Annotated in this window: 22 protein-coding genes; 9 read left to right on the top strand and 13 right to left on the bottom strand. The window is 62.3% G+C overall.

The annotated features are described in order from the left end of the window. Window positions 1-110: 110 nt before the first annotated feature. From ACQ4WQ_RS01465 to ACQ4WQ_RS01455, 3 genes are all read left to right on the top strand, one after another. Window positions 111-689 (top strand): NUDIX hydrolase, encoded by a 579-nt coding sequence (locus ACQ4WQ_RS01465; RefSeq protein ID WP_034747557.1) that lies wholly within the window; start codon window positions 111-113, stop codon window positions 687-689. A 30-nt stretch (window positions 690-719) separates the two neighbouring features. Next, window positions 720-1,436: a leucyl/phenylalanyl-tRNA--protein transferase gene (aat, locus tag ACQ4WQ_RS01460; protein WP_326456412.1), complete on the top strand. Its 717-nt coding sequence runs from the start codon at window positions 720-722 to the stop codon at window positions 1,434-1,436. Window positions 1,437-1,508: 72 nt separating this feature from the next. After that, the gene (locus tag ACQ4WQ_RS01455) at window positions 1,509-2,231 is read left to right on the top strand and encodes an arginyltransferase (protein WP_326456411.1); all 723 of its coding nucleotides are present in this window, start codon (window positions 1,509-1,511) and stop codon (window positions 2,229-2,231) included. 114 nt (window positions 2,232-2,345) lie between these two features. Here the strand turns inward: ACQ4WQ_RS01455 and ACQ4WQ_RS01450 are convergent, their stop codons facing one another. Further along, entirely contained in the window at window positions 2,346-5,645 is a 3,300-nt protein-coding gene (locus tag ACQ4WQ_RS01450; RefSeq protein ID WP_436494201.1) for a S41 family peptidase, read from the bottom strand. Between the two features lie 203 nt (window positions 5,646-5,848). On the opposite strand from ACQ4WQ_RS01450, the gene ACQ4WQ_RS01445 reads away from it, so the two are divergent. The 3 genes from ACQ4WQ_RS01445 to ACQ4WQ_RS01435 all read left to right on the top strand — a co-directional run bounded on the left by ACQ4WQ_RS01445 (window position 5,849) and on the right by ACQ4WQ_RS01435 (window position 10,662). After that, window positions 5,849-6,898, top strand: a complete 1,050-nt coding sequence (locus tag ACQ4WQ_RS01445) for a quinone-dependent dihydroorotate dehydrogenase (protein WP_436494199.1) — start codon at window positions 5,849-5,851, stop codon at window positions 6,896-6,898. Next, window positions 6,895-7,944, top strand: coding sequence for an aldo/keto reductase (locus tag ACQ4WQ_RS01440; protein ID WP_436494197.1), 1,050 nt, complete (start codon window positions 6,895-6,897; stop codon window positions 7,942-7,944). The genes ACQ4WQ_RS01445 and ACQ4WQ_RS01440 overlap by 4 nt, the downstream gene beginning before the upstream one ends. A 294-nt stretch (window positions 7,945-8,238) precedes the next feature. Continuing rightward, window positions 8,239-10,662, top strand: a complete 2,424-nt coding sequence (locus tag ACQ4WQ_RS01435) for a TonB-dependent receptor plug domain-containing protein (RefSeq protein ID WP_436494195.1) — start codon at window positions 8,239-8,241, stop codon at window positions 10,660-10,662. Window positions 10,663-10,764: 102 nt separating this feature from the next. Here the strand turns inward: ACQ4WQ_RS01435 and ACQ4WQ_RS01430 are convergent, their stop codons facing one another. Continuing rightward, window positions 10,765-11,322: a PEP-CTERM sorting domain-containing protein gene (locus ACQ4WQ_RS01430; protein ID WP_436494193.1), complete on the bottom strand. Its 558-nt coding sequence runs from the start codon at window positions 11,320-11,322 to the stop codon at window positions 10,765-10,767. Between the two features lie 354 nt (window positions 11,323-11,676). Between ACQ4WQ_RS01430 and ACQ4WQ_RS01425 the strand changes: the two genes are divergently transcribed. Together ACQ4WQ_RS01425 and ACQ4WQ_RS01420 are read left to right on the top strand one after the other, a co-directional pair. Next, a complete protein-coding gene (locus tag ACQ4WQ_RS01425) occupies window positions 11,677-12,288 on the top strand; it encodes an immunity protein Imm33 domain-containing protein (protein WP_436494191.1) in 612 nt (203 codons plus the stop codon). Continuing rightward, window positions 12,285-12,638 (top strand): MmcQ/YjbR family DNA-binding protein, encoded by a 354-nt coding sequence (locus ACQ4WQ_RS01420; RefSeq protein ID WP_436494189.1) that lies wholly within the window; start codon window positions 12,285-12,287, stop codon window positions 12,636-12,638. Before ACQ4WQ_RS01425 ends, ACQ4WQ_RS01420 begins: the two co-directional genes overlap by 4 nt. Here ACQ4WQ_RS01420 and ACQ4WQ_RS01415 read toward each other — a convergent pair. The 8 genes from ACQ4WQ_RS01415 to ACQ4WQ_RS01380 form a co-directional block, all read right to left on the bottom strand. Beyond that, window positions 12,635-13,567 carry a CysB family HTH-type transcriptional regulator gene (locus ACQ4WQ_RS01415; RefSeq protein WP_436494187.1) on the bottom strand — a complete coding sequence of 311 codons (933 nt, stop codon included), beginning with the start codon at window positions 13,565-13,567 and terminating at the stop codon, window positions 12,635-12,637. The genes ACQ4WQ_RS01420 and ACQ4WQ_RS01415 overlap by 4 nt on opposite strands. Window positions 13,568-13,581: 14 nt before the next feature. Beyond that, a complete protein-coding gene (locus ACQ4WQ_RS01410) occupies window positions 13,582-14,652 on the bottom strand; it encodes a sulfate/molybdate ABC transporter ATP-binding protein (protein ID WP_071075790.1) in 1,071 nt (356 codons plus the stop codon). Window position 14,653: 1 nt separating this feature from the next. Then, the gene (gene cysW / locus ACQ4WQ_RS01405) at window positions 14,654-15,580 is read right to left on the bottom strand and encodes a sulfate ABC transporter permease subunit CysW (RefSeq protein WP_436494185.1); all 927 of its coding nucleotides are present in this window, start codon (window positions 15,578-15,580) and stop codon (window positions 14,654-14,656) included. After that, entirely contained in the window at window positions 15,577-16,386 is an 810-nt protein-coding gene (gene cysT / locus ACQ4WQ_RS01400) for a sulfate ABC transporter permease subunit CysT (RefSeq protein WP_070224513.1), read from the bottom strand. Before cysT ends, cysW begins: the two co-directional genes overlap by 4 nt. A 323-nt stretch (window positions 16,387-16,709) precedes the next feature. Beyond that, window positions 16,710-17,348 carry a peroxiredoxin gene (locus tag ACQ4WQ_RS01395; RefSeq protein ID WP_070224512.1) on the bottom strand — a complete coding sequence of 213 codons (639 nt, stop codon included), beginning with the start codon at window positions 17,346-17,348 and terminating at the stop codon, window positions 16,710-16,712. 42 nt (window positions 17,349-17,390) lie between these two features. Then, window positions 17,391-17,957 carry an RBBP9/YdeN family alpha/beta hydrolase gene (locus ACQ4WQ_RS01390; protein WP_326456402.1) on the bottom strand — a complete coding sequence of 189 codons (567 nt, stop codon included), beginning with the start codon at window positions 17,955-17,957 and terminating at the stop codon, window positions 17,391-17,393. 44 nt (window positions 17,958-18,001) lie between these two features. After that, entirely contained in the window at window positions 18,002-19,006 is a 1,005-nt protein-coding gene (locus tag ACQ4WQ_RS01385) for a sulfate ABC transporter substrate-binding protein (RefSeq protein ID WP_326456401.1), read from the bottom strand. Between the two features lie 130 nt (window positions 19,007-19,136). Then, window positions 19,137-19,520, bottom strand: coding sequence for a diacylglycerol kinase (locus ACQ4WQ_RS01380; protein WP_436494182.1), 384 nt, complete (start codon window positions 19,518-19,520; stop codon window positions 19,137-19,139). Between the two features lie 153 nt (window positions 19,521-19,673). Here ACQ4WQ_RS01380 and ACQ4WQ_RS01375 point away from each other — a divergent pair, with 153 nt between their 5' ends. Next, window positions 19,674-20,453 (top strand): IclR family transcriptional regulator, encoded by a 780-nt coding sequence (locus tag ACQ4WQ_RS01375; protein ID WP_152250343.1) that lies wholly within the window; start codon window positions 19,674-19,676, stop codon window positions 20,451-20,453. A 33-nt stretch (window positions 20,454-20,486) separates the two neighbouring features. Here ACQ4WQ_RS01375 and pbpG read toward each other — a convergent pair whose 3' ends face one another. The 3 genes from pbpG to ACQ4WQ_RS01360 form a co-directional block, all read right to left on the bottom strand. Then, window positions 20,487-21,560, bottom strand: coding sequence for a D-alanyl-D-alanine endopeptidase (gene pbpG, locus ACQ4WQ_RS01370; protein WP_436494180.1), 1,074 nt, complete (start codon window positions 21,558-21,560; stop codon window positions 20,487-20,489). Between the two features lie 177 nt (window positions 21,561-21,737). Next, window positions 21,738-22,457 carry a nitroreductase gene (locus ACQ4WQ_RS01365; protein ID WP_436494178.1) on the bottom strand — a complete coding sequence of 240 codons (720 nt, stop codon included), beginning with the start codon at window positions 22,455-22,457 and terminating at the stop codon, window positions 21,738-21,740. Window positions 22,458-22,471: 14 nt separating this feature from the next. Further along, a complete protein-coding gene (locus ACQ4WQ_RS01360; protein ID WP_230539758.1) occupies window positions 22,472-23,398 on the bottom strand; it encodes a DMT family transporter in 927 nt (308 codons plus the stop codon). Window positions 23,399-23,420 lie beyond the last annotated feature (22 nt).

Raw genomic sequence — 23,420 nt, 5'->3', positions numbered from 1 at the left:
AAAATCAGCGAATTACCGCTTGGCATTGTGTCCGCCCGTCACGCCACGCCGCGCGCAATCGGTGTACAGTAAGCGTTACACTAGACACCATCATTTTCCGAAGCCTGCCCATGAAATTCTGCTCCGAATGCGCCCATCCTGTCAGCCTGTCCATTCCGGAAGGCGACAACCGTCCGCGCTATGTCTGCGCCAACTGCGACGCCATCCATTACCAGAACCCGAAAATGGTGGTCGGCTCGATTCCCGTCTGGGAAGAGGATGGCCAGCTGCAGGTGTTGCTGTGCAAGCGGGCCATCGAGCCGCGCCTCGGCTACTGGACCCTGCCGGCCGGCTTCATGGAAAACGACGAAACGACGTCCGACGCGGCCGAGCGCGAAACGGTGGAGGAAGCGGGCGCGAATATCGAGCTGGGTCCCCTGTTTTCGCTGCTCAACGTGCAGCGCGTGCACCAGGTGCACCTGTTCTACCTGGCGCGCCTGCGCGACCTCGATTTCGCGCCCGGCATCGAAAGCCTGGACGTGCAGCTGTTTACGGAAGCGCAAATTCCGTGGGATGACCTGGCCTTCCCCACCATCCGCGCCACCCTGGAACTGTTCTTTGCCGACCGCGTGAAAATCCGCGAAGGCGGCAGCTACGGTGTGCATACGGGCGACATCACGCGCCCGATGGCGCGCGCGGATGCCGAGTAAGCCCCCATCACCTGCCATTTTTGACGCCGCATGATTCCCTGGCTCGACATCCACACCCCGTTCCCCGACGTCTCGCGCGCCCTCACCGACGAGGCGCCCGGCCTGCTGGCGGCCGGCGCCGACCTGTCGCCCGCGCGCCTGCTCGACGCCTACCGGCGCGGCATCTTCCCCTGGTTTTCCGAGGGTCAGCCCATCCTGTGGTGGAGCACGGACCCGCGCATGGTGCTGATGACGGACGACTTCAAGGTCTCCGACAGCCTGGCCAAGGCGATCCGCAAGGTCGAGCGCAGCGCCGCCACGGACGGGCGCTGGCAGCTGCGCTTCGACGGCGATTTCGACGCCGTCATGCGCGCCTGCGCAGCGCCGCGCAAGGATGGTCCGGGCACGTGGATTTCCGACGACATCATCGCCGGCTACACGGGCTTGCACAAGCTGGGCTACGCCCACTCGTCGGAGCTGTGGCTGGACGGCGAACTGGTGGGCGGCGCGTATGGCGTATCGATCGGGCGCATGTTCTATGGCGAATCGATGTTCGCCCGCGTTTCGGATGGTTCGAAGATCGCGCTGGCGCACCTCGTGCGCTTTTTGCGGGCGCGCGGCGTGGCCATGATTGACTGCCAGCAAGAAACGAAACACCTGGCCTCGCTGGGCGCGGCCCCCATTTCGCGCGCCCGCTTCCTGGCCCATGTAAGGATCGCCATTGAAGCAGCGCAAATCACTGACTGGCATGCTGCGCCGCCGGCGTAAAAAAGCTATGATATCTCCAGGCACACCGCCAGGCACATTTCCATTGCTGCGGACAGACCAGACAGGATCAGCATGACGCACCTGAACGAACTACCGTTTGCCACCCTGCAGTTCTACACGACGGCACCGTATCCGTGCAGCTACCTGGACGACCGCCAGGCCCGCTCGCAGGTGGCCACGCCTTCGCACCTGATCAACAGCGACGTGTATTCGGAACTGGTGCGCAACGGCTTTCGCCGCAGCGGCATTTTCACCTACCGCCCGTATTGCGACGGCTGCCAGGCCTGCATCCCCGTGCGCGTGGTGGCCGGCGAATTCGCGCCCAACCGCAACCAGCGCCGCGCCTGGAACCGGCACGCCAACCTGCAGGCGGGCGTGGCTACCCTGTCCTTCCTCGACGAACACTACGAGCTGTATCTGCGCTACCAAAGCACGCGCCACGCGGGCGGCGGCATGGACCAGGACAGCCGCGACCAGTACGCGCAATTCCTGCTGCAAAGCCGGGTCAACACGCGCCTGGTGGAGTTCCGCGAGCCTGACGGCACCCTGCGCATGGTCAGCATCATCGACGTGCTGGCCGATGGCCTGTCGTCCGTCTACACGTTTTTCGATCCCGACGTGCCGGGCGCCTCGTACGGCACCTACAACGTGCTGTGGCAGATCGCCCAGGCGCAGGAGCTGGGCCTGCCCTACATCTACCTGGGCTACTGGATAGAACAGAGTCCGAAGATGGCCTATAAAATCAACTTCAAGCCGCTGGAAGCGCGGATCAAGGGGCAGTGGGTCGTCCTGTAAAATCGGGTAGGTCGGATTAGCGGCGGTACGCCGCGTAATCCGACGCTGCAAAGCCAACAATGGTGTCGGATTACGCTGCGCCTCGGCGGCGCCGCTAATCCGACCTACGCCTTGTTACCTGCTCTTGTCCGGAAACGCCGGACGCGCAGGCCGCACGGGCGGGTTCTTCGCCAGTTCGGCCTGGATCACCTCGATCGCCTTTTCCAGCTGCGGATCGCGGCCGGCGATGACGTCGGCCGGCGTTTGCTCGACTTCGATATCGGGCGGCACGCCTTCGTTTTCCACGCCCCAGCCGTTTTCGCGCGTCCAGAACGCCAGGTTCGGCGCCGTGATCGTGCCGCCATCCATCAGCACCGGGAAACCGAGGATGCCCACCAGGCCGCCCCATGTCGCCTTGCCGATCAGCGGGCCCATGTTATTTTTGCGGAACATCCACGGCAGCAGGTCGCCCCCCGAACCGGCCGTCTCGTCGATCAGCATGGCGCGCGGTCCCTGGATCGAGGCGGACGGCGTCTTCATGTCGGCGCCATAGCGCATGGTCCACCAGGCGATTTCCTTCTTCTGCAGGATCTCGATGTAGTAATCGGCCACGCTGCCGCCGCCATTGAAACGCTCGTCGACGATGATGGCCTGCTTGTCCGCCTGCGGGAAGAAATAGCGCTTGAAGTAGGTGTGGCCCAGGCCCGCCGTATTGGGCACGTACACGTACGCCACCTTGCCGTTGGTGGCCGCATTGACCTTGCGCATATTGCCCTCGATCCAGTCGCGGTTGCGCAAGGCATCCTCGGTCGGTACGGGCACGACGGTGATCGTGCGCGCGCCCTTGCCGTCGGCCGAGGGTCCCACGGTCAGGTCGATGGCCTTGCCGGCCGTGTTCTCGAAGGCGCTGTAGATATTCGTCGGCGGCAGCAAGGGGCGGCTGTCGACGGCCAGCAGGTACTCGCCCGCCTTGACGTTCAGGCCCGGCTCCGTCAGCGGCGCGCGCAGGGCCGGATTCCAGTTCAAGCCGCCATACACCTTCTTGAAGCGGTAATGGCCGTCGCTCACTTCATAGTCGGCGCCCAGGAGTCCCCCCGGCACCTTCTTGGCATCCAGAAAATCGTCGCCGCCACCGCCGCGGTGATGGCCCACGGCCAGTTCGCTGCACATCCACTGAATCAGGCGGTTCAGGTCCGCGCGGCTGGACAGCTCGGGCAGGAAGACGGCGTACTTGTCGCGCATGGCCTTCCAGTCCACGCCATGCATGCCCGGGTCATAGAAGTAATCGCGGTTGATGCGCCACACCTCATTGAAAATCTGCGCCCACTCGGCGCGCGGATCGGCTTTGACTTCAATGGCGTCGACCTTGATCTTGCCTTCGCCCGGCGCCAGCAGCTTGCCCATGGCGGAGCCCATGGCCCAGTTGTCCTTCTGGCGGTACAGCAGCTTCTTGCCGTCGGCCGAGACCTCGAAATCATCGGCTTCGGCCACCACGGTTTCCGCCTTGCGCTCCTTCAGGTCGAAGCGCTGCACGGCCTTCTTGCCGTCGCTTTCGCGCAGCAAAAAGATCTGCCCCGCGGCGCCGGCGGTCAGGCTGGAAAACTGCGCGGCCGGCAGCGGCAGGTCGACGATGCGCGTGGCGATGCCGTCGAAATCAATGCTGATCGGCGCCACGGGCGCCACCGCCACTTTCGGGTCGTCGCGGCCCGTCTTCGGATCAATCTTCGGCTCCGCTTCCGCCTTCGCCGTGTCTTTCCTGCTCTCCGCGCTGGCGGCCTTTTCCTCGTCGCTTTCCTTGATCAGGGGCGACGGCAAGTCGCGCCGCAGCACGGCCATCCACACGGTGCGCGTCACCAGGTTGTCTTCATTCTGCTGCGAGAACCAGTTGTTGCTGGGGCCTGCGTTGGTTGACGCGAAGAAGTACAGGTATTTGCCGCTCTTGTCGAACACGGGCTGGGCCACGTCGGACAGGCCATCGGTCACCGGCATGGACTTGTTCTGCTCGACGGAATAGATGTAGGCGCTGCGCGTGTAGGTGGGAGAATTGAGCGTATAGGCCAGCCAGCGCGAATCGGGCGCCCATGAGGCGCGCATGCTCTTGTCGACGCCATACATCGGTTCCGTGGCTATCTTTTGCACCTTGCCATTGCCGATATCGATCACGTACATGCTCCAGCCATTGTCGGCAAACGCGATTTTCCTGCTGTCGGGCGACCAGACGGCGTTGTCATAGAAGCCGCTGCCATTGAGCTTGAACTTGCGCACCGCGCCCTTGCCATCCTGCGCACGCACATGCAACTCGTATTCGCCCGATTCATCGGAAAAATACGCGACCGAGCGGCCATCGGGCGACCAGATGGGCGTGCGCTCGTGGGCGCCGGCCGTCTGCGTCAGGTTGCGCACGTCGCCCTTGTCGGCGGGGATGGTGACGATCTCGCCCCGGTATTCGAAGGCGATGCGCGCGCCCGACGGCGAAATCGACGCGTCGCGGATGTATTTCGCGTTCTTCACCCAGCGGGGGCGTGCCTGCCCCAGGTCGCTGGCCACGCCGATGGTGAGCTTGTGCGCCTGGCCGCTGGCGATGTCGAACGCATGCAGATAGCCGGCCTGCTCATAGACGATGGTGCCGTTCGCGGCCGACGCGTTGAGCACCGGGAAATCCGCGTGCCGCGTCAGCTGGCGCACGGCCTTGGTCTTGACGTCATAGGCAAACAGGTTGAATTCGCCGTTGCGGTCGGAGCGGAAGTACACGGTATCGCCTATCCATATCGGGTCGACGTCGTTCGAGCGCGTGGTCGGCTGGGGGATTTTTTCGATGGATTTGTCGCTGGACGAAAACAGCCACAGCCAGGAATGGGTGCCGCCCCGGTAGCGCTTCCACTGCTTGAAGGCGGGCGCCAGCGGGTTGTAGGCGATGCGCTTGCCATCGGGCGAATACGTGGCGCGCGACGCATTCGGGATTTCCAGCTGCGTTTCCACGCCGCCCGCCACGGGCACCGTAAACAGCTTCTGGAAACGGTTGTTGAAGGCGGCGCGGGGCGAAGTGAACATCACGGACTGGCCATCGGGCGTGAACGCTTGCGCCAGGTCGGCGCCCGGGTGGAAGGTCAGGCGGCGCGGCACACCGCCCGCCGCCGCGATCACATACACATCGACATTGCCGTCGATATTCGCGCTATACGCGATCTGGCTGCCGTCGGGCGAGAAGACGGGATTCGATTTGTCGCCCAGGTCGGACGTCAGGCGCCGCGCGCCGCCGCCGTCGAGGTTCGACAACCACAGGTCGCCCGCATAGATGAAGGCGATATGGCGGCTGGAGACGGCCGGTTCGCTCAGCATGCGGGTGTCTTGGGTATTGGGCAGAGCCAGGGCCGGATGGCTCAGCAGCAGTGCGCTGGCGGCCGCGATGGCGGTCAGGATGCGTGTCTTTTTCAATCGATGTCTCGCTTATGAAGTCAACAGAACAGAGAAAAAACAGGAAGGTCCGCGGCCGAATGCAAATTATCAAGGAGTCAATGTTGCATTAGACCAAATAGAACTATACACCCGGCAGCCGCGCGGAACACGGTAAAATACGGCACTTATTTCGCGCGCCGCCAGCCCTTCCCGGTCGCCCGCACACCTACTCAAAGCGCCCCATGTCTGAAAAATTCCTGTACTCCCTCGCCCGTCCCTTGCTGTTTTCGATGGATGCCGAAGCGGCCCACCATTTCACCCTGCCCGCCCTGAAACGCGCCAGCGCGCTGGGCCTGACGAAGCTGGCCGGCAAACCGGCGCTTGATCCGCGCACGGTGATGGGCATCACCTTCCCCAATCCCGTGGGCCTGGCCGCCGGCCTGGACAAGGATGGCGCCTACATCGACGCGCTGGCGGACCTGGGTTTCGGCTCGATCGAAGTGGGCACCGTCACGCCGCGCGCGCAGGCGGGCAATCCGAAACCGCGCATGTTCCGCCTGCCGCAGGCGCAGGGCATCATCAACCGCATGGGTTTCAATAATGGCGGCGTCGATGCCTTCGTGGCCAACGTGCAGGCGTCGAAGTTTTACCAGGAACGCGCCGGCGTGCTGGGCCTGAACATCGGCAAGAACGCCGACACGCCCATCGAACGGGCGGCCGACGATTACCTGCTGTGCCTGGAAAAAGTCTACCCCTACGCCAGCTATGTGACGGTGAATATCTCGTCGCCGAACACCAAGAATTTGCGCCAGCTGCAGGGCGCGTCGGAACTCGACGCCCTGCTGTCGCAACTGAAGGACGCCCAGGCGCGCCTGGCGGACAAGCACAAGCGCTACGTGCCGCTGGCATTGAAGATCGCGCCGGACATGGACGGCGAACAGGTGAAAAGCATCGCCGAGTCGCTCACGCGCCACCGCATCGACGGCGTCATCGCCACCAACACGACCCTGTCGCGCAGCGCCGTCGAAGGCATGCAGCACGGCGCCGAAGCGGGCGGCCTGTCGGGCGCGCCCGTGTTCGAGCTGTCGAACAATGTGATCCGTTTGCTGAAGGCGGAACTGGGCGACGCCCTGCCCATCATCGGCGTGGGCGGCATCATGCAGGGTAGCGACGCCGTGGCCAAGTTCGAATCGGGCGCGCAGCTGGTGCAGCTGTACAGCGGCCTGATTTACGCCGGTCCCGCCCTGATCAAGGATTGCGCGCGCGCGCTGCGCGGCAAACAGGCGAAATGATCAACAAGATCAAACTGGGTTCCAGCGGCCTGGAAGTGAGCACGATCTGCCTGGGCACGATGACCTTCGGCGAACAGAACAGCGAAGCCGAAGCGCACAGCCAGCTCGATTACGCGCTGGAACGTGGCATCAACTTCATCGACACGGCGGAAATGTATCCCGTGATGGCCAGCGCGCAAACGCAGGGCAGCACGGAGCGTTACATCGGCAGCTGGCTGAAGAAAAGCGGCAAGCGCAGCCAGATCGTCCTGGCCAGCAAGGTAGCGGGCCCAAACTCGCGCATGCACTGGATACGCAAAGGCAAGACGGATCACGACGCGGTCAACATCCGCGCCGCCGTCGAGGACAGCCTGCGCCGGCTGCAGACGGAGCACATCGACCTGTATCAATTGCACTGGCCCAGCCGCAACCTGCCCATCTTCGGCGCCAGCGTGTACGACCCGCGCAAGGAACACGCCTCGGTCGCCATCGAGGACACGCTGGCCGTGCTGGGCAAGCTGATTGAAGAGGGCAAGATCGGCCACATCGGCGTATCGAACGAATCGTCGTGGGGCGTGTGCGAATACATCAAGCAGGCCGAGCTGAAAGGCTTGCCGCGCATCGTTTCCATCCAGAACCTGTACAACCTGACGGCGCGCCATTTCGAGACGAGCCTGCTCGACGAAACCTGCCACCGCGAAAACGTCAGCTTGCTGGCCTACAGCCCGCTGGCGTTCGGCCAGCTGACGGCGAAGTACCTCGACGATCCGCAGGCCAAGGGCCGCCTGACGCGCTTCCCGGCCGGCTGGAGCCCTCGCTACGTGCGCCCCGCCACCATCGCGGCAGCCAGCCAGTATGCGGCGCTGGCCCGCGCGCACGGCTTGACGCCGGCGCAACTGGCGCTCGCGTGGTGCTATTCGCGCTGGTTCGTCGCGTCGACCATCATCGGCGCCACCAGCGTGGCGCAGCTGCAGCAAAATATCGACGCCCATCACCTCGCCTTGTCGCCGGAACTGGTGGCGGCCGTCGACGCCATCCACGCCAGAGCGCCCAATCCGGGGCAGTAATTCCCGCCGTCTGGCGGCGCATGCCGTCGCCAGGCGCCCCACTCCCTTCGCAGATAGTCGTATTTATACAACAGCCGGCAATTTACTGCTGTGCAGCATTGCGGCCTTGCCATGCCCGGTCGTATGCTGGAAACGAGGCCATATGCGCTACGCGCACCATGTTGACGTCTTTCAGATATTTATTGCATATCGATAGACAGAACGATTCGTAAGCACGCCGCGTGCCCACTGTTAATCTGATTGCATCACCGGACCGCCATGGTCCGCGCAACCACAACCGAAGAGATATCGTCGATGAGTTCAAGCACCGCCCGCTCCCAGCGTCCCGCCCTCCCCGTAAAAACCGTGATCGCCGCCAGCCTGGTCGCCTGCTTCAGCCTGCCGATGCAGGCGCAGGCGCAGCAAGAGCTGCCGGCCGAAGGCGAATTGCAATCGGTGGTGGTCACCGGCACCTTCGCCAAGAACCGCCGCACCATCGATTCCGAATCGCCGATCGACATCCTCACTTCGCGCGACTTGCAAAGCACGGGTTCGGGCGAGCTGGCCACCGTGCTGGCGCGCCTGCTGCCATCGCTGAACTTCGCCCGCGCCACGGGCGCCGACGCCAGCGATGCCGTGCGTCCGGCCCAGTTGCGCGGCCTGTCGCCGGACCAGACCCTGGTGCTGGTAAACGGCAAGCGCCGTTATACGTCCGCCGTGGTCAACGTCAACGGCTCGCTGGGCCGCGGCTCGGCGCCCGTCGACCTGAACGCCATTCCCCTGGCCGCCATCGACCACGTGGAAGTGCTGCGCGATGGCGCCGCGGCCCAGTACGGCTCCGACGCGATTGCCGGCGTGATCAACATCATCCTGAAAAAAGGCGCGGCCGGCGGCGACGTCGAAGTGGGCTATGGCCAGACGCAGGAACGCGACGGCAAGCAGAAATCCATCAAGGGTTCGGCCGGCTTCGCCCTGGGCGAGGACGGCTGGGTACGCGTCTCGGCGGAAGTGGCGGAGCGCGACCCGACCAACCGCGCCGGCGCCGACTTCCGCAATCCGCTGGAACCGCGCTACGGCAAGGTCAACCAGCGCTATGGCGACCCGGAAAGCAAGCCGGCAACGATTTTCCTCAACAGCGAATACCACATCAGCGACAACCTCGACTGGTATGCCTTCGGCAACTACGGCAAGCGCGACACGTCGGCCGCCGCCACCTGGCGCACGGCCCTGATCACGGACCCGAATAATTCGAAGCTGTTCGTCCAGCGCACGCCGCTCTTCCCGGAAGGCTTTTTGCCGCTGCAAAACAGCACCCTGACGGACCAGTCCTTGGTGACGGGCTTGCGCGGCGATGCGGCCGGCTGGCGCTGGGATGCCAGCCTCAATTACGGCAGCAACAAGTTCGAGCTGGACCTGGACAACACGGTCAACCAGTCGCTGGGCGCGAACAGCCCCACGCATTTCTATGCCGGCTCGCTGAAAAACGAACAGACGGTGTTCAACCTCGATGCGGCGCGCGAATTCCCCGTCTCGTACTTTACGGGCCCGCTGACGGTAGCCGTGGGCGCCGAAGCGCGCCATGAAAAGTACAGCATCGGCGCCGGCGACGAAGCGTCGTACACGGGCGGCGGCTCGCAAGGCTTTGCCGGCTTCCGTCCCGCCAACGCGGGCAGCCATTCGCGCCACAACGAGTCGGTCTATGTGAACCTGGAAGCGGAAGCGACGAAGAAACTGTCGGGCGGCGTGGCCCTGCGCCATGAGCGCTACAGCGATTTCGGCAGCACCACCTCGGCCAAGGGCTCGGCCCGCTATGCGTTCACGGATGCGCTGTCCCTGCGCGGCACCGTGTCGAGCGGCTTCCGCGCGCCGTCGCTGGCGCAGCAGTACTACACCATTACCACCACCAATTTCCAGGTCGTCAACGGCGTCAACACGCCGATCGAGACGGGTACCTTCGCCGTGAACACGCCGCAGGCGCGCGCGCTGGGTGCACAGGATCTGAAACCGGAAAAAGCACGCAACTACAGCCTGGGCCTGCAGTTCCAGCCCAGCCGCAACTTCACGACGACAGTGGACGCCTACCGCATCGACATCGACAACCGCATCCTGTTCTCGGCCAATCTGGTCCTCAACAATGCATTGAAAAACGTCCTGGCCGCGCAAGGCACGCCTGTGGGCTCGGGACGCTACTTCACCAACGCCGTCGATACGCGCACGGAAGGCGTGGACATCGTCAGCACCTACCGCATCGACCTGCAGGACAAGGATCGCCTCGACCTCACCGTGGCGTACAACCACAACAAGAGCACGGTACGGAAAATCGCCGACAATCCGGCCATCCTGACGGCCAACAACCTGAAACTGATCGACCGCCAGAGCATCGACCGCATCACGGTGGCGTCGCCAAAAGACAAGTTCAGCCTGGCCGCCGACTATGGCTTCGGCATCTGGAATGCGCACGGCGTCGTGACGCGCTACGGCAGCTTCACCGTGCCGCAGAACGACGTCAAGCTGGACCAGACGTATGACCCGCAATGGGTGCTGGACGTGTCCGGTTCCGTGAAACTGGGCAAGAACTGGCGCCTGGTGGCCGGCATCGACAACGTCACCAACCGCTACCCGGCGCAAGTGACGAGCGCGGGCAACCTGAACGTCAACGGCACCCAGCCTTACAGCATCTTCGCGCCGAACGGCTTCAACGGCCGCTACTACTACGCCAAGGCTGGCTATAGCTGGTAACTAGCCGGCAGCGAGCACCCTGCCATGCAAAAAGCCCGGAACGCATCGCGTTTCCGGGCTTTTTTTCATGCTTTAGCACAAGCGCCCGCAGGCGCTGCAGGCTCAGGCGCGGCGGCGGCGCGCGATAAAACCGACCAGGCCCAGGCCCAGCATCAGCATGCCGTAGGTCGCTGGTTCTGGCACGGCCGAGACCGAACTGTAGGCGCGGAAATTGCTCAGGCCGCGCGGCAGGTTGGCAATGCTGAAGAGCGTATTGGCGGCCAGCGGCGTATCCCAGTGGAACAGCAGTTCGCCACGGCCATAATGCACGGCCAGGTAGTCGAAGCTGGACTTGACGGTGAACGAACCGGACTTGCTGCTGGCCAGGTCGCCCTGGGCGGCAAAGACCAGCGAGCCCGTACCGCTGGATGGCAGACCAAACTTGCTGCTGACCAAGTTCTGGATGGCGGCCGCGCTTTGCGCGCCCGGCGGATTGGCGCCGTCATAGACCCAGACCGAGTCCGCTGCCACGCTGCCATAAGTCACGGTATTGCCGCCTACCAGGAAGCCGCTCTTGGCGGGATCGGTGATTTCCACCCAGTTCGCCGCCTGGGCCAATGGCGCCAGGCAAGCCGAAACGCTCAGGCACAGACCCAGCAGCGCATGTTTAGCCGTATTCATAATTTCCCCTCTTGATAAATTTCAAAAACCACAATGTTGATTATATTTTTGTTATATTTCTTTGCGATTGGACAAAAGATATCATCTAGGAAATCAAAGTGCAATAAAAGAAACAAATTTTACCATTGGCATTTTTAATCGATCGCATCAGTTTCTTGCAGAGTCCGGCTATCAAGGGGCTGGCCGCCATCGTTGCCATGACCGGGCGCTGGTCCGGGAAACCGGCTTGTTGTAGATCGGCACATGCCAAGCGGCGGCTTAGCGCTGCGGCAATGGCAAACCTGCAGGTAGACGTGGTCATCCTGGCATGCAATCGGCTACCATGGGTGCTACTCTTCTTGATGACGGATAACCATGCCCAGCTGGCACCTGGCCGACGCCGCCGAACTGGCGGCGCGCCATCCCTACACTTTCTATAAATCACCGCCCGAGGCCATCGCCCAGGTGCGCCCCGGCGACGTGGTCAAGCTGATCTTCGCCTTCCATAGCGACGATCCGCAGGCGCCGGGCGCCGAACGCATGTGGGTACTGGTCGATACGGTGGACGCCGGCGGGCATTTCACGGGCAAGCTCGACAACATACCCGGCTACATCGCCGATTTGCACGCCAAAGACCCCATCGCCTTCGCGGCGCGCCACATCATCAATACCCAGCACGACGATGACGATAACCTCGTCAACCGCTACGCGGGCCTGTGCTTCGTCACAAAGCGCGTGCTGGAAGACGGCGCGCCCGTCGGCTATCTGTACCGCGAGACGCCGGACAACGACGACGACAGCGGCTGGCGCTTCACTGCCAACGACGAGAGCGACGACTACGTCAACGACAGCGCCAACGTGGCGCTCGTGTCGCTGGGCGCCGTGCTCAGCGTGGACGACCGCTTCATTGCGCTGCTGGACTCCCCTGCCGGGTCGGCGTATGCCTTCGACCACGACACGCAACAATTCATGGCGGCTGACGAATGACAACAGATAAACTGAAAGAATTTTGCGCGGCCCTGCCCGGCGCGCAAGCCGTGCTGTACGGTGCGCCGTCGAACATCCTCGTGTATGAAGTGAGCGGCAAGAAGTTTGCCTATTTTAAAACCAGCGCGCCCGAGCAATGGCGCTTCAGCCTGCGCGTCAGCGCGGAACGATTCATCGAACTGACGGACATGCCGGGCGTGAAACCGGCCCGCTACATGGGCCGCTTTCACTGGGTCACCATCGTCGACGTGGCGCGCTTCCCCACAGATTACCTGGCGGAACTGGTGCAGGATAGCTACGCGCGCGCCGTGGCCAGCCTGACGCGCGCGCAGCGGGCCGCGCTGGCTTAAAGAGCGTCCTCGCCCGCCATGGCGCGGTCGATGTCTTCGCGCGTCAGGTCCGGCGCCAGTTGCAGGATGAATTCGTAGGCGTAGGCACGCAGGTAGGCGCCGCGGCGCACGGCCAGGCGCGTCGTGTTGGTGGCGAACAAATGCGACGCTTCCACCGCCCGCAGCCCCTTGTCGCGGCCGTGATCAAACGCCATCGAGGCCACGATGCCCACGCCCAGGCCCAGCGCCACGTATTGCTTGATGACGTCCGAATCCATGGCCGTGAGGATGATGTCCGTCGTCACGCCCGCCTTGGCGAACGCATCGTCGATATGGCCGCGTCCCGTGAACCCCTTGTCGTAGGTAATCAAGGGATATTTCGCCAGGTCTTCCAGACGGATCGGCGAATGTTCGAGCAGCGGGTGGCCGTCCGGCACGACGATCAGATGGCTCCAGCGGTAGCACGGGAACGACACGAGGTCGGGGAACTGGCTCAGGCCCTCCGTGGCGATGCCGATATCGGTCTTGCCCGACAGCACCCATTCCGCGATATGCTCGGGCGCGCTTTGCTGCAGCGCGATGCGCACGTCGGGGAAGGCGGCGCGAAAGCCCTGCACCACTTTCGGCAACGCATAGCGCGCCTGCGTGTGCGTGGCCGCCACGGATAACGTTCCGCTGGTCTGGCCGCTGTATTCGAGGCTGGCCTGCTGCAGGTTTTCCGCCTCGATCAAGAGGCGGTCGACGATCTTCAGGATGCCCTTGCCCGGCTCCGTCAAGCCCGTCAAGCGCTTGCCGTTGCGTTCGAAAATGACCACGCCCAGCTCGTCCTCGAGTTCGCGGATCTGCCGGCTCACGCCCGGTTGCGACGTGAACAGGGCGTTGGCCACCTCCGTCAGGTTATAGCCGCGGCGGGCCGCTTCGCGGATCGATCGCAGTTGTTGAAAATTCATAGTGTTCCAGCCTCTCAGGTTCTTGTCGGTTCGACGAACACATGTAAACGTTTCGGACGCACGACCAGGGTCTCGCCTTCCTTCAGCTGCAGATGGCTGAAGCGCTCGTTCGACATCACCGCTTCGATCAGCTCGCTGTTATCGACGCGCTGCAAGTCCAGCTGGGCCAGCGGGCCGATCGCATGGGCGCGGCTCAACTTCACCACGATGCCTTCGGCGCCCTGCGTGTAACGGTCGATTTCCAGGTCGTGCGGACGCACATAGGCCGTGCCCTTGCTGTCGCTCACGCCCGCATAATCGGGCACCTCGAAGCTGGCGTCGCCCGTGGCCATCACGCCGTCATGCACGCGTCCATGGAACAGGTTGACGTTGCCGAGGAAGCCGTAAACGAACGGCGACGCCGGATGGTTGTAGACTTGCTCAGGCGAACCCAATTGCTCGACGGTGCCCTTGTTCATCAGCACGACCTGGTCGGCCACTTCCAGCGCCTCTTCCTGGTCATGCGTGACGAAAATACTGGTGACGTGCAAATCGTCGTGCAGGCGGCGCAGCCAGCGGCGCAATTCCTTGCGTACCTTGGCGTCGAGCGCGCCGAACGGTTCGTCGAGCAGCAGCACGCGCGGCTCGACGGCCAGGGCGCGGGCCAGGGCGATGCGCTGGCGCTGGCCGCCCGACAGCTGCGGCGGATAACGGTCTGCCAGCCAGTCCAGCTGCACCAGCTCCAGCAAATCTTTCACTTTACGGCGGATCTGGTCTTCCGACGGCCGTTCGCTGCGCGACTTCACGCGCAAGCCAAACGCCACGTTCTCGAACACCGTCATGTGCTTGAACAGCGCATAGTGTTGAAATACGAAACCGACTTGCCGCTCGCGCACGTGGCGGTTCGACGCGTCTTCCGCATCGAGCAGCACCTGGCCGCTGTCCGGATGTTCGAGGCCGGCAATGATGCGCAGCAAGGTGGTCTTGCCGCAACCCGACGGGCCCAGCAGGGCCGTCAATTCGCCGGCGGGAAAGTCCAGCGAGATATTGTCGAGGGCGACGAAATCGCCGAAGCGCTTGTGGATGTTTTTAACTGCGATGGTCATATCAGTGCTCCGTGGAACGTAAGGCGGAATCGTCGGCGTCGCTCTCGTTCAAACGCCACTCAATGAAAGCTTTCAGGGCCAACGTCACCAGCGCCAGCAGGGCCAGCAGCGAGGCGACGGCAAACGCGGCGGCGAAGTTGTACTCGTTGTACAGAATCTCCACCTGCAGCGGCATGGTGTTCGTTTCGCCGCGAATATGGCCGGAGACCACGGACACGGCGCCGAACTCGCCCATGGCGCGGGCGTTACACAGGATCACGCCATACAGCAAGCCCCATTTGATATTTGGCAAAGTGACTCGGCGGAAGGTGTTCCAGCCCGAGGCGCCCAGCACGATGGCGGCCTCTTCCTCTTCGCTGCCCTGCGACTGCATCAGCGGAATCAGTTCGCGCGCGACGAACGGGAAGGTAATGAAAATGGTGGCCAGCACGATGCCGGGCACGGCAAACAAAATCTTGATGTCGTGCGCCTGCAGCCACGGGCCGAACCAGCCCTGGGCGCCGAACATCAGCACATAGATCAGGCCGGAAATCACGGGCGAGACGGAAAACGGCAAGTCGATCAGGGTCAGCAGGATGCTCTTGCCGCGGAAGTCGAACTTGGCGATGCACCAGGAAGCGGCCACGCCGAATACCAGGTTCAGCGGCACGGCGATGGCGGCCGTGATCAATGTCAATTTAATGGCGGAAATCGCGTCCGGATCGATGATGGCGGCGATATACGCTTCCCAGCCCTTCTTGAACGCTTCCGCAAACACGGCCACCAGGGGCACGATGAGGAAGGTCGTCAGGAACAGCAGGGCGATGGTGATCAATACCGTGCGCACCCACAAGGGTTCCAGCACGACGGGGCCGACATTCGGCTCGAAGCGGCGCGCCTTTGGCAGCGCATCTTCCGCGTTGGCGGCGGCAGTCGTATTCGTACTCATGATTTCTTCGCCTTTCCGCGCGTCCATGCTTGCAGCAGGTTAATCGTCAACAACAGCAGGAAGGACACCACCAGCATCACCACGGCGATGGCCGTGGCACCTGCGTAATCGTATTGCTCCAGCTTGGTAATAATGAACAGCGGCGTGATTTCCGACACCATCGGCATATTGCCGGCGATAAAGATCACGGAACCGTACTCGCCCGTGGCACGGGCGAAGGCCAGTGCAAAGCCCGTCAGCAACGATGGCAAGATCGTGGGGAAGATGACGCGGATAAACGTTTGCAAGGAATTGGCGCCCAGGCTGGCGGCCGCTTCTTCGAGTTCCTTTTCCGCGTCTTCCAGCACCGGTTGCACGGTGCGCACGACGAAGGGCAAGCCGATGAAGGTCAGCGCCACCACCACGCCCAGCGGCGTGAACGCCACCTTGATGCCCAGCACGCCTTCGATGAACTGGCCGAACCAGCCGTTCGACGAGTACAGGGCCGTCAGCGTGATGCCGGCCACAGCCGTCGGCAAGGCGAAGGGCAAGTCGACCAGCGCGTCGATGATGCGCTTGCCGGGAAACTTGTAGCGCACCAGCACCCAGGCCAGGATGCCGCCAAACACCACGTTCAGCAGGGCGGCGATCAGCGAGGCGCCGAACGTCAGGCGGTACGAGGCCATCACGCGCTCGGACGTGACGGCGCTGAAGAAGGCGTCCCATGTCATGGTGAAGGTCTTCAGGAACACCGACGACAGCGGGATGAGGACGATCAAGGCCAGGTAAAAGAGCGTGAAGCCCAGTGACAGCTTAAACCCCGGCATGACCCGAAACGGCGCTCCGCGCGCCTTGAGCGGTGCTGCTGATGCTGCAGACATAGAAACCCCTTCTTATTACATTTTTGAGTTATAGGGCGCAATAATCACATGCAATCGTTATAAAAAGAACTAACCATTTCTCATTTGCTTAGATGGATTTTGCATACTTGGCGGCACAATCTGCAGACGAAAAAAAACGCACCGGCGAGGTGCGTTTTTGTGGGAACAAGAGTGCCGAATAAAACGTTCAGGGCTAGGCGCGTTGCCGAAGACAGTACGAATGTACGGCGAGGCAATGCAACAACGCCATGGACGTTTTTTCGGTGCTCTTATTTGTTGGGCTGCGGCGTCAAGCGCAAGTATGGCTTGGCGGCCGTAAAGCCCTTCGGATATTTCTGCTTTATCACGTCCGGGTCTTGCACGGTCAGTGGAATGATGACGTCGTCGCCATCGTTCCAGTTGCCGGGCGTGGCCACCGTGTAGCCGTCCGTCAATTGCAGGGCGTCGATGACGCGCAGGATTTCATTGAAGTTGCGGCCCGTGCTGAGCGGATACGTGAGGATCAGCCGTACTTTCTTGTTCGGGTCGATGATGAAGACGGAGCGCACGGTGGCCGTGACGGACTGTTCAGGGTGGATCATGTCGTACAGCACCGACACTTTCTTGTCGACGTCGGCGATGATGGGAAAGCCCACCACCGTGTTTTGCGTCTCTTCGATATCCTTGATCCAGCTCTTGTGCGACTCGGCCGCGTCCACGGACAGGGCGATGGCCTTCACGTTGCGCTTGTCGAATTCCGGCTTGAGCTTGGCCGTCAGGCCCAGTTCCGTCGTGCACACGGGAGTAAAGTCGGCCGGGTGGGAAAACAGCACCACCCAGGAATTGCCTGCCCACTCGTGGAACTTGAGCGGGCCGATCGAGCTGTCTTGTTCAAAATCAGGGGCGACATCGCCCAGGCGTAAAGTCATCGTGATCTCCTTGAAAGGTTGTGTGGCGGGATGTTTGTCGTATCAGGCTGCCTGACGGTGGCGCTTGTCGCTTTGCGCCAGATCAAACAGCGTTTGCAGTTGCGCCTGGCCATAGACCCAATCGCCAAGGCGCGACTCCGCGTTGATATGGCCCAGCGCACCGCCATCAATATACTTGCAATTCCAGCGCCGCGCCCACTGCGCCGCGTGCTCGGCCGTCATCCACGGGTCCGTCTGGCTGGCGATCAGGATGCCGGGGCAAGGCAGCCGCTTTTGCGGCAATGCCTTCGCCACGCCAAACTTGTCCGGGTCGGCCGGCCCCACCAGCAGCACGCCGGCCACGCCCTGCGGGTCGCGCGCCAGGCTGTGCGCCGTCGTCAGGCAGCCGAAGCTGTGGGCGACGATCAGGGTCGGGCGCGCATCCTGCCGCCGCACCTGGTCCAGGCGCGCCGACCAGGTGGCCAGGTCGGGCGTGTTCCAGTCATCCTGCTCGACCCGCTCGAATTGCGGATACAGGCGCTGCCAGCGGCTCTGCCAATGCTCGGGACCGCTGTTATGCAAGCCCGGCACGATCAGTACCCGGTAATCGGAAAAGCTGCGCAGCGCCATGATGGTTCCTTTTAGTAACGGTCTGGCAATCGTGCCATCCGGTATTACTTAGGCTGGTAGATCTGGTCGAAGATGCCGCCGTCGGCAAAGTGCGCCTTCTGTGCCGCCGTCCAGCCGCCCGCCACTTGCTCGATGGTGAACAGGTTGACCTTGGCGAACTGCGACGCGTATTTCTTTGCCGCCTTGTCCGTTGCCGGACGGTAGTAGTTCTTGGCGATGATGTCTTGCGCTTCGTCCGTGTACAGGTAGTTCAGGTAAGCCTCGGCCACCTTGCGCGTGCCATGCTTGTCGGCAAACTTGTCGACGACGGCGACGGGTGGCTCGGCCAGGATGCTGACGGACGGCGTGATGATGTCGAACTTGGTCGGGCCCAGTTCCTTGACGGCCAGGTAGGCCTCGTTTTCCCAGGCGATCAGCACGTCGCCGATACCGCGTTCGACGAAGGTGGTGGTGGCGCCGCGCGCGCCGGAATCGAGCACGGGCACGTTTTTATACAGTTTGCCGAGGAAATCCTTGGCCTTCGCTTCGCTGCCGCCCGGCTGGCGCAGCGCGTAGCCCCAGGCTGCCAAGTGGTTCCAGCGGGCGCCGCCCGAGGTTTTCGGATTCGGCGTGATGACGGACACGCCCGGCTTGATCAGGTCGTTCCAATCCTTGATGCCTTTCGGGTTGCCCTTGCGCACCAGAAAGACGATGGTCGAGGTGTAAGGCGAGCTGTTGTGCGTCAAGCGCTTTTGCCAGTCGGCGGCCAGCAGCTTGTGCTCGGCCAGGGCGTCGATGTCGTAGGCCAGGGCCAGCGTGACCACATCCGCTTCCAGGCCGTCGATGACGGCGCGCGCCTGCTTGCCGGAGCCGCCGTGCGATTGCTTGATCTTGACGTTGTCGCCCGTCTTGCCTTTCCATTCCTTGGCAAATGCCGTATTCACATCCTGGTACAGCTCGCGCGTCGGGTCGTACGACACGTTGAGCAGGGTGATATCGGCAGCCTGCGCCGTTTGCAGAATGGCAAACGCGCTGATGGCGGCGGCAATGATGATTTTTTTCGACAGCATCTAAGATCCCCGTATGGTTGAACTTTCAGAGCCACCAGATTACGGCGCAACGGCCGCAAAGAGAACGAAGCGTTTCGCCGTTTGATATGCGATTTTCGCATATGGACGGCGCGCAACGGGGATTTAGTGCTTAATAAAAACGGTTGAGCAGCACCACGGACCACGTGGCGAAAGCCAGGATACACGTGAGCAGCACGGCGGCGCTGCCGAAGTCCTTGGCGTTCTTCGACAGCGGATGGCGCTCGAGCGAAATGCGGTCGACCACGGCTTCGATTGCCGAATTGATCAGTTCGACGATCAGCACCAGCAGCAGCACGCCGATCAGCACCAGTTTTTCAAATGCGGAGATGCGCAGCAGCAAGGCAATCACGGTGCCGACGACGAACAGGCCCAGTTCCTGGCGGAACGCGTGCTCATGGCGCCAGGCCGCCTTCAAGCCATCGAGCGAATAAAAAAAGGCGGAAAAAATCCGTTTCAAGCCGCTTTTGCTCTTGAATTCATTGACAGGTTGCATAGTTTTCCATGGTTCAAAGTCCATCCAGCCGCCAATTATGACGGCCAACATGAGAATTGTGACAATTTATTCGCTGAATATCTCGGAACATTTCACTATTTTTTCACATCATGGTATAAAGATGCATGAATACTGCATTGCACCAAATCCATCATGAAAATTGAACCGGTCGCAGCCCCAAAGACGACGATCCAGGTGATCGAACGCATGGTCGCCCTGCTCGATGCCCTGGCCAAATATTCGGACCCGGTCAGCCTGAAGGAATTGTCGAAAGTGTCCGGCCTGCACCCATCGACGGCGCACCGCATCCTCAACGACATGGTGCTCACACGCTTCGTCGACCGCATCGAACCGGGCACGTATCGGCTGGGCATGCGCCTGCTGGAACTGGGCAATGTGGTGAAAAGCCGCCTCAGCGTGCGCGAAGCGGCGCTCGATTTCATGCGCCAGCTGCACAAGAAAACCCAGCAAACCATCAACCTGTCCGTGCGCCAGGGCGACGAGATCGTCTACATCGACCGCGCCTTTTCCGAACGCTCGGGCATGCAGGTGGTGCGCGCCATCGGCGGCCGCGGCCCGCTGCACCTGACGTCGACGGGCAAGCTGTTCCTGTCCGTGGACGAGCCGAAAGCCATCCGCGCCTACGCCACGCGCACGGGCTTGGCCGGGCACAACAAGAATTCCATCACGGATCTGCAAAAGCTCGAGCGCGAGCTGAGCCTGGTGCGCGAGCGCGGCTATGCGCGCGACAATGAAGAGCTGGAACTGGGCGTGCGCTGCATGGCCGCCGGCATCCGCGACGATTCGGGCAAGCTGATCGCCGGCCTGTCGATCTCCGCCCCCGCCGACCGCCTGCAGGATGAGTGGCTGGTGGACCTGGTCGAGACGGCGAATCAGATTTCCGTCACACTGGGATTCATTCCCCAGGAGTAAAGAGAAAGGGCAGCAACGCTGCCCTTTACATTCTTAACCGCCGGGCAGGCTCATGTTGGCGGGTTTGAGTGCCTCCAGCCACTTGCGCATGCGTCCCGCATCGGCCGTACGCGATTGTTTCCCCTTGGAATCGAGGAAGACCATGATCACGGCCCGTCCTTCGATGACGGCCTGCATCATCAGACAACGTCCCGCCTCATTGATGAAGCCCGTCTTTTGCAAGCCGATTTCCCAGCCCGGATTGGCCACCAGGTGATTCGTATTGCCAAACTGCATGGGCTGGCCGCTGGCTTCGACGATGGCTTTCGGGTCCGTCGAGTACTCGCGCAGCAGCGGATGGCGGAAGGCGGCCATGGCCAGCTTGCCCAGGTCGCGCGCGCTGGCCACATTCATTTTCGACAAGCCGCTGGAATCGACGTAATGCGTATCCATCATGCCCAGCTGGCGCGCCTTGCTGTTCATGGCGTCGACAAAGGCCGGCAAGCCGCCCGGATAATTGCGGCCCAGCGCCGAGGCGGCGCGGTTTTCCGAGCTCATCAGGGCAATATGCAGCATATTCGCGCGCGTCAATTGCGAGCCCACTTTCAGGCGCGAGCTGCTGAACTTGGCGCGGTCGACGTCTTCGTCCGTAATCGTCAGCAATTCATCCATGTCCTGGTGCGCTTCGACCACCACCAGGCCCGTCATCATCTTGGTAATGGAAGCGATGGGCAGGGCGACATTCGAATTCTTTTCAAACAGCACTTCCGAATTGTTCTGGTCCAGCACCAGCGCCACGCTCGACTTGAGGTCGAGCGGATCGCGCGTGAGGTTCAGGCCGGCCAGGTCGCCCATGGTGGGCATCGGGGCGGCCATGGGCACGGCCACGCTGCTGACTTTTTGATAGATGACCTTGCGTTTGCCGCGCACCATGACGACCCGGCGCACGCTCTTTTCGCGCGGCGCGGCCGTCGCGCCCTTGCGCAGCACGACCTTGATTTTCTTGGTGTTGTGTTTCTTGGAGGCTGAGGATTTGCCGCTCGCGTCCCTGGCGTGCACGGCCGCAGCCGGCGCCAGTGCAAACAGCAGGGAAGCCAGGACACCCAGCGCAAGTTTAAACTTAGCCATTCGATAATTCCCCGTGAAGCTGTTGCCTTATTGCAGTGTAGCGAAATGCAGAGTAATCGCAAGCCTATTTAACAGTTACGACAGTATTTATTGCAGCAATGAAATACAAATCGTTGGCGATCAGCAAACAAGCTCATCCTTGATCGGCTGTTTGCCCGTGCAGATCGCCAGCAATATCTATTTGTCCATGAATTTAACAAAGCCGGCCAGCGGCTCGCGTTCCGTGCTCAGGCGGTTCTCGATCTTGTCCGGGTCGGCATAGCCGAGGGCCATGCCGCACACCACCATTTCGCTGGCCGGTATGCCCAGCTCGTCGCGGATGATGTCATGGTAGTGGATGAAAGCGGCTTGCGGGCAGGTATCGAGTCCCCGCGCGCGCGCCGCCAGCATGATATTTTGCAAGAACATGCCGTAATCAAGCCAGGAACCCTGTTCCAGCACCCGCTCGATGGTAAAGATCAAGCCCACGGGCGCATCGAAAAACTGGAAATTGCGTCCATGCTGGGCCGCCATGCCCGCCGTGTCGCCCCGTTCCAGGCCCAGCAGCTGATACAGGTCCAGGCCGATCTTGCGGCGGCGTTCGATGAACGGCGCCGTCCACTGGCGCGGGTAATAGGTATACGACGCCGTGCGCGCGGGCGCATCGGGCGCCTTCGGCGCGTCGTAGGCGGTGAGGATGCGGCGCGACAGGCGCAGTCGCGCCTCGCCCGACAGCACGTAGACTTTCCACGGCTGCATATTGGCGCCCGACGGCGCGCGCGCCGCCACTTCCAGGATGCGCGCGATCTCGTCCTGCGCCACCGGCGTGGGCAGAAAGGCGCGGATCGAACGGCGCGACAGGATGACGCTATCGACGGCTTGCTGCGCCGACGGTGTTTCAGATACTTGCTTGTTCACTGCCCTGCTCCCTGCTATTTCTTGACCACGAACACCACGCCGACCACGGCCACCAGCATGCCGGCGATGCCCAGCATATTAAATGCTTCGCCAAACATCAGCCAGGCCATTACGGCCGTCGTGGGCGGCGTCAGGTACAGCAAGCCCGTCACTTTCGTCGCGTCGCTGCGGCGGATCAGGGCGAACAGCAGGAAGATGGCGCCGATGGACAGCACGAGTACCGACCACAGCAAGGCGCCGATGAAATTCGCCGTCCATTGCACGTTGCTGAAATGCAGGTCCAAGCCTTCGTAATACAGGGCGAATGGCAACACGACCACGATGGAAGCGGCAAACTGCACCACCGTGCCGGTGCGCAAGTCGAACTGGGGACAGTGGCGTTTTTGATACATGGTGCCGGCCGTCATCGACAGCAGCGCGAACACGCACAGCAGCACGCTTTCCACCGTCAGGCCCACGAGGTTAATCTTCGCATACACGACGAGGGCCACGCCCAGCAAGCCAAAAAACAGGCCCAGCCACTGGCGCGGGCGCACGGATTCGCCGATCAGGGGCGCGGCGCAGGCCGTCAACACGGGCTGCATGCCGACGATCAGCGCGGAGAGGCCGGCCGGCATGCCCAGCTTGATGGCGCACCAGACGCCGGCCAGGTAGCCGGCCTGCATCAGGATGCCGGCCACGGCGATCTGGCGGAACTGCCCCACGGGCCACGGCGCGCGCAACAGCAGCACCAGCGGCAGCAGGATCACCAGCACGCCCAGGAAGCGCAGCAGCAAAAAGGTCAGCGGCGGGGCGTACGGCAAGCCGAACTTGGCGACGATAAAACCTGTGCTCCATAACAACACAAAGAAGCCGGGCAAGGCCATCGGTGCAAGGGTCGTCAGGAAAGAGGCTTTGGGGGCTTTGCCGCTGGCGCCAGCCGCGGCGGGAAGATTGGACATGGTATCAACTCGGGAAACGGGG

It is taken from the genome of Janthinobacterium goodfellowi (assembly GCF_051380695.1).
In the GTDB taxonomy this organism is placed as follows: domain Bacteria; phylum Pseudomonadota; class Gammaproteobacteria; order Burkholderiales; family Burkholderiaceae_D; genus Janthinobacterium.
The sequence above is the reverse complement of the archived record's forward strand: the minus strand, read 5'-3'. Positions and strand labels throughout refer to the sequence as shown.

Excerpts from the sequence above, each read along its gene's own strand:
- ACQ4WQ_RS01465 (WP_034747557.1), top strand. The coding sequence starts at position 111 with ATGAAATTCTGCTCCGAATGCGCCCATCCTGTCAGCCTGTCCATTCCG.
- aat (WP_326456412.1), top strand. The coding sequence starts at position 720 with ATGATTCCCTGGCTCGACATCCACACCCCGTTCCCCGACGTCTCGCGC.
- ACQ4WQ_RS01455 (WP_326456411.1), top strand. The coding sequence starts at position 1,509 with ATGACGCACCTGAACGAACTACCGTTTGCCACCCTGCAGTTCTACACG.
- ACQ4WQ_RS01445 (WP_436494199.1), top strand. The coding sequence starts at position 5,849 with ATGTCTGAAAAATTCCTGTACTCCCTCGCCCGTCCCTTGCTGTTTTCG.
- ACQ4WQ_RS01440 (WP_436494197.1), top strand. The coding sequence starts at position 6,895 with ATGATCAACAAGATCAAACTGGGTTCCAGCGGCCTGGAAGTGAGCACG.
- ACQ4WQ_RS01435 (WP_436494195.1), top strand. The coding sequence starts at position 8,239 with ATGAGTTCAAGCACCGCCCGCTCCCAGCGTCCCGCCCTCCCCGTAAAA.
- ACQ4WQ_RS01430 (WP_436494193.1), bottom strand. The coding sequence starts at position 11,322 with ATGAATACGGCTAAACATGCGCTGCTGGGTCTGTGCCTGAGCGTTTCG.
- ACQ4WQ_RS01425 (WP_436494191.1), top strand. The coding sequence starts at position 11,677 with ATGCCCAGCTGGCACCTGGCCGACGCCGCCGAACTGGCGGCGCGCCAT.
- ACQ4WQ_RS01420 (WP_436494189.1), top strand. The coding sequence starts at position 12,285 with ATGACAACAGATAAACTGAAAGAATTTTGCGCGGCCCTGCCCGGCGCG.
- ACQ4WQ_RS01415 (WP_436494187.1), bottom strand. The coding sequence starts at position 13,567 with ATGAATTTTCAACAACTGCGATCGATCCGCGAAGCGGCCCGCCGCGGC.
- ACQ4WQ_RS01410 (WP_071075790.1), bottom strand. The coding sequence starts at position 14,652 with ATGACCATCGCAGTTAAAAACATCCACAAGCGCTTCGGCGATTTCGTC.
- cysW (WP_436494185.1), bottom strand. The coding sequence starts at position 15,580 with ATGAGTACGAATACGACTGCCGCCGCCAACGCGGAAGATGCGCTGCCA.
- cysT (WP_070224513.1), bottom strand. The coding sequence starts at position 16,386 with ATGCCGGGGTTTAAGCTGTCACTGGGCTTCACGCTCTTTTACCTGGCC.
- ACQ4WQ_RS01395 (WP_070224512.1), bottom strand. The coding sequence starts at position 17,348 with ATGACTTTACGCCTGGGCGATGTCGCCCCTGATTTTGAACAAGACAGC.
- ACQ4WQ_RS01390 (WP_326456402.1), bottom strand. The coding sequence starts at position 17,957 with ATGGCGCTGCGCAGCTTTTCCGATTACCGGGTACTGATCGTGCCGGGC.
- ACQ4WQ_RS01385 (WP_326456401.1), bottom strand. The coding sequence starts at position 19,006 with ATGCTGTCGAAAAAAATCATCATTGCCGCCGCCATCAGCGCGTTTGCC.
- ACQ4WQ_RS01380 (WP_436494182.1), bottom strand. The coding sequence starts at position 19,520 with ATGCAACCTGTCAATGAATTCAAGAGCAAAAGCGGCTTGAAACGGATT.
- ACQ4WQ_RS01375 (WP_152250343.1), top strand. The coding sequence starts at position 19,674 with ATGAAAATTGAACCGGTCGCAGCCCCAAAGACGACGATCCAGGTGATC.
- pbpG (WP_436494180.1), bottom strand. The coding sequence starts at position 21,560 with ATGGCTAAGTTTAAACTTGCGCTGGGTGTCCTGGCTTCCCTGCTGTTT.
- ACQ4WQ_RS01360 (WP_230539758.1), bottom strand. The coding sequence starts at position 23,398 with ATGTCCAATCTTCCCGCCGCGGCTGGCGCCAGCGGCAAAGCCCCCAAA.